At 38.3% G+C, this 3,523-nt stretch carries 4 protein-coding genes; all 4 read right to left on the bottom strand.

Features of this window, described 5'->3' with window-relative positions:
• Positions 1-394: hypothetical protein (locus BCT34_RS03565; RefSeq protein ID WP_241906808.1), on the bottom strand; the 394-nt coding region annotated here is incomplete at its 3' end.
• Between the two features lie 268 nt (positions 395-662).
• Positions 663-1,502 carry an abortive infection family protein gene (locus BCT34_RS03560; RefSeq protein ID WP_076652522.1) on the bottom strand — a complete coding sequence of 280 codons (840 nt, stop codon included), beginning with the start codon at positions 1,500-1,502 and terminating at the stop codon, positions 663-665.
• A gap of 155 nt (positions 1,503-1,657) precedes the next feature.
• Positions 1,658-2,473, bottom strand: a complete 816-nt coding sequence (locus BCT34_RS03555; RefSeq protein ID WP_076652519.1) for an abortive infection family protein — start codon at positions 2,471-2,473, stop codon at positions 1,658-1,660.
• 136 nt (positions 2,474-2,609) lie between these two features.
• The gene (locus BCT34_RS03545) at positions 2,610-3,254 is read right to left on the bottom strand and encodes a GIY-YIG nuclease family protein (protein ID WP_076652514.1); all 645 of its coding nucleotides are present in this window, start codon (positions 3,252-3,254) and stop codon (positions 2,610-2,612) included.
• Between the last annotated feature and the right edge of the window lie 269 nt (positions 3,255-3,523).

Raw genomic sequence — 3,523 nt, 5'->3', positions numbered from 1 at the left:
AAAACTTCTGGTGCGGATCATCATTCTCATCCAAAATAGGCTCAAATTTCGTGACTTCTTTTTCCCCGATGCTATTTGACCAATTATTAGCCTCTAGCTTAGATAAAACTTGATAGTACGAAACCCTCTTCTGCCACCTATGATCTAGTATATTTCTCCTCAAGTGTTCGCAAACATTTTCAAAGCGTTCAACTTGATCTAACTTTCTATAGCACTCAAAAAGTAAATCAACTAACTCATCTAAAGCTTTTATATCAATTTCTAGGAGATAAGATACCCCTTCATTAGTTGACTTCAAGAAAGGTTCTGTATTGGTTTTATGGCAAAGAGTATAAAACGTAATATACTCCCGAGTCATACGAAGCGCTTCTTGTAACTTATCTTCGTTAATCAATCCAATGATCTTCGACGAAGAGCGCCCTGAAATTGATAGATGATTCCCAAAGCAACAATGTTTGAACTTGTCACTAGAGCCACAGAGACACAAAGACTTCATCGGTGGCTCATGTTTTTTTAACTTAATACTCATTGAAACCCTCGGAAAAACTAACACCTTGCTAAGGTGCGGCTAACTGCCACGAAGCCCAAGCAAAGCGAGCGTAATCACTAAACCCAACCGAACCAAAAATGCCAAAGGTTAGCCGCCACTCTTAAGCAATTTGTTAGCGCGCTTTTTTCGACTTGCGTTCATCCCATGTTTCAAGAACAAACAGCGCTATAGTATGCGCAGAATGAATTGCTAACCGAGCATGACGTGGTTTTAGGTTATATACTTTTCGCCCAGATCCATGTGCTGAACTCGCATGAGTTCGAAACGCACCAATACCATCAACCACCGATAAAATACCAGACATGATCTTTTTAAGATCGTTGTCCTCTAGAGTATTCGTGTTGAAGCCAAGGTCATTGCGAACCACTTTCCATACATTTTGTAAATCTTGTTTCTGGGGCTTTTCTAATTCTTCATCTTCAATATAAACCTTAAAAATTGACTCTAGAATATTACAAGCAGCAGACACCGCTTCTCTAGGTTCAGTGTTTACATTACTTAGCGCCCTTTCAAACTCAGCATCAATTGAAGGAATGTCACGACCTTTTATTAGTTCAGATAAAGCTTTACTTGTTGGTGATGTACCGTCCGAAACAATACCACCAGAGATATAAACAAGGTTACATCTCGTCAGTACTTTTTCGAGTTGTATTTTGAAGACTTGTTTTGGATCTGTGACTTGAAGCGGCGTACCAAAAAAACTCGGGGACTTATCTGGCTCTGGCAATTCCATGTAGAGCTCTATTATCTTTCCAAGAATGGCTAAAGGATAATCACATTCTTTGTTGATTTGCCTTAACCAAGCGTTGACCTTAACTGGTTTAGAACCCTCAGGAGGATCTGATGGAGCATCGGAAAATAAGAATAAATTATCAATCGACGCATGACTTTCAAATGTTGGCAGGTTATCAGCGATCACCGCAATAACCGGAGCAGGTATATTCTTTTTCATAAACTACTTAATTACTTCCTCTTACGCACGAACACCGCGTTAAGTACTGAGCAACACCTACCACCTAACCGAAACTATTACACCGTAAACACAAAACCCAACGATGAAATAAAAATACTAAGCGTTGGGAATCAGGCTTAAATGCTTGTTAGGTGTTACGGTGCTAATTCGTCCATCAAAAATGTAGTAATACTATGAGCTACATTTATGGCTAAGCGAGCTTCGTGTACTGAAATAGTTGGAGGCGCAGAACCACGACCATGAGCCGATCCAATATGTGAACGAAAAGCACCTACGCCATCTATGATCGATGTAACACCAGTCAAAATTTTATTTTGGTCATCGCTAAGCTGAGCATTCCTATTTAAAGGAATATGTTGACGAACTGTCTGCCATAGAGGACCGATGTTCATTCTGTTAGGCATCGTCAGGTTGTTGCGCTCGATATAGTACTTCAAAACAGACTCAATAATTGCACTAGCTGCAGTTATTGATGAATGGGGATCAGTGCTAATATTAGAAACAGCTCTCTCGAACTCTACCTCTATAGATTTAAAATCACCACTCTTTAGGTAGTCTTCTAACGTCTTCGTTGCGATAGAAGAGCCTGCATTGACAACGTACCCATTAGTTTTATAAGTCAGTTGATTTCTCTCTAGAGCAGCAATAATTCGGGCTTGACCTCTCGTGACCTCATTTTCAACAATACCATCATCGAACAGAGACTTGGTTGGTTCAATATCCATGAAATTTTGGATGACACTACCCAGTACAATCAAAGGGTCAATTTCAGGGAACTCATTACACCGCTTAAGCCATAACGAACACTTTGTTTCGCAATTTCCATCAGGAACATCCCCCGGAGCCCCCGCTTCCATAAATAACGTGTTCAACTTACTGTGACTATAATAGTAAGCAGCTAATACGCTAGCTACCGCCCCTATCACCGAATTTGGAATAATATTACTCAAGTTTCCTCCAAGTACACCTGACGCCTAATTAGGCGTGTGAGCCACGCAATACCGATACCACCGCATACCACCTTAAACACTAAACGCAACGCATAGTAAAGATGCCGCGTGTTGCGAATCACTCTAAAACAGTTTGTTAGTTTTGTTCCTGATGTTCATTACATATCATCTCACATGCTTCATTAGTAAATAAGTCCGTTGTATGAACGATCGAGTAAGAGTCATAATCATTCACAAACTTGTTGGCATTGATTACTATGGAGTCACGATGAGAGAAGTAATCTCCTTCACAACCAGATATAAAAGCCAAGTCTGAGCGATGAATGTGCTCGTCTACCAAGTAATCATTCACATTCTTTTCTTTAACTATCTCTAACCACACTCGATTGAGTGACTGAACTATGGAAACTCTTGAAATATCTTTTCGAATCATATTTCCATGCTTTTCCTTTAGTTTATTCGTAATATCTAAGAGCTCTTTAGATGGATTATCTGAATTACGAAGCGCAAGCCTATTGATGCTATCAATGATAGTGTCAATATCACATTCAAAAAATTCTCTTTGTGGATAAACTCTATATTTAGAAAGATCTTTATGTATTTCTTTTTCTATTCGCTGATAGTCATCACAATCCTTTGAATATTCTACTTTAAAAGGGGTTGGGACGCCTGTTGTGTGAAGTTGCTTCTTTCTCTCCTCTGGGTCTCCCGCCGTTGAACCTATTTTAAATAGTGTAGGGAATGAACAATTTGACATTACATATATATAACCAAAATCCATAAATTATTCCTCATATAAAACTAACAGCTATTAGAAAGAAAAATTATGTATTTAAATACAGAGTTTTTCTGTCTAGTTCTTATGGCTCTTATATTAATCGAATTACTTCATCCATAACAATGACTTATCATTCTTAGTTTGTGATTGAACAAGAAAATATGGAACTTTTCTATCTAACAAAACCAAATGAAGAGAATTTGATAACTGTTCTAACTGATATTGTTAAGACAAGTTTACTATTGATAATAAACGGCGTTTTTCAAGGTAGT

The sequence above is a fragment of the Vibrio sp. 10N.261.45.E2 genome (assembly GCF_002875705.1).
Taxonomy (GTDB): Bacteria; Pseudomonadota; Gammaproteobacteria; order Enterobacterales; family Vibrionaceae; genus Vibrio.
Note: the sequence above shows the minus strand (reverse complement) of the source record. Positions and strands in the feature narration are given on the sequence as shown.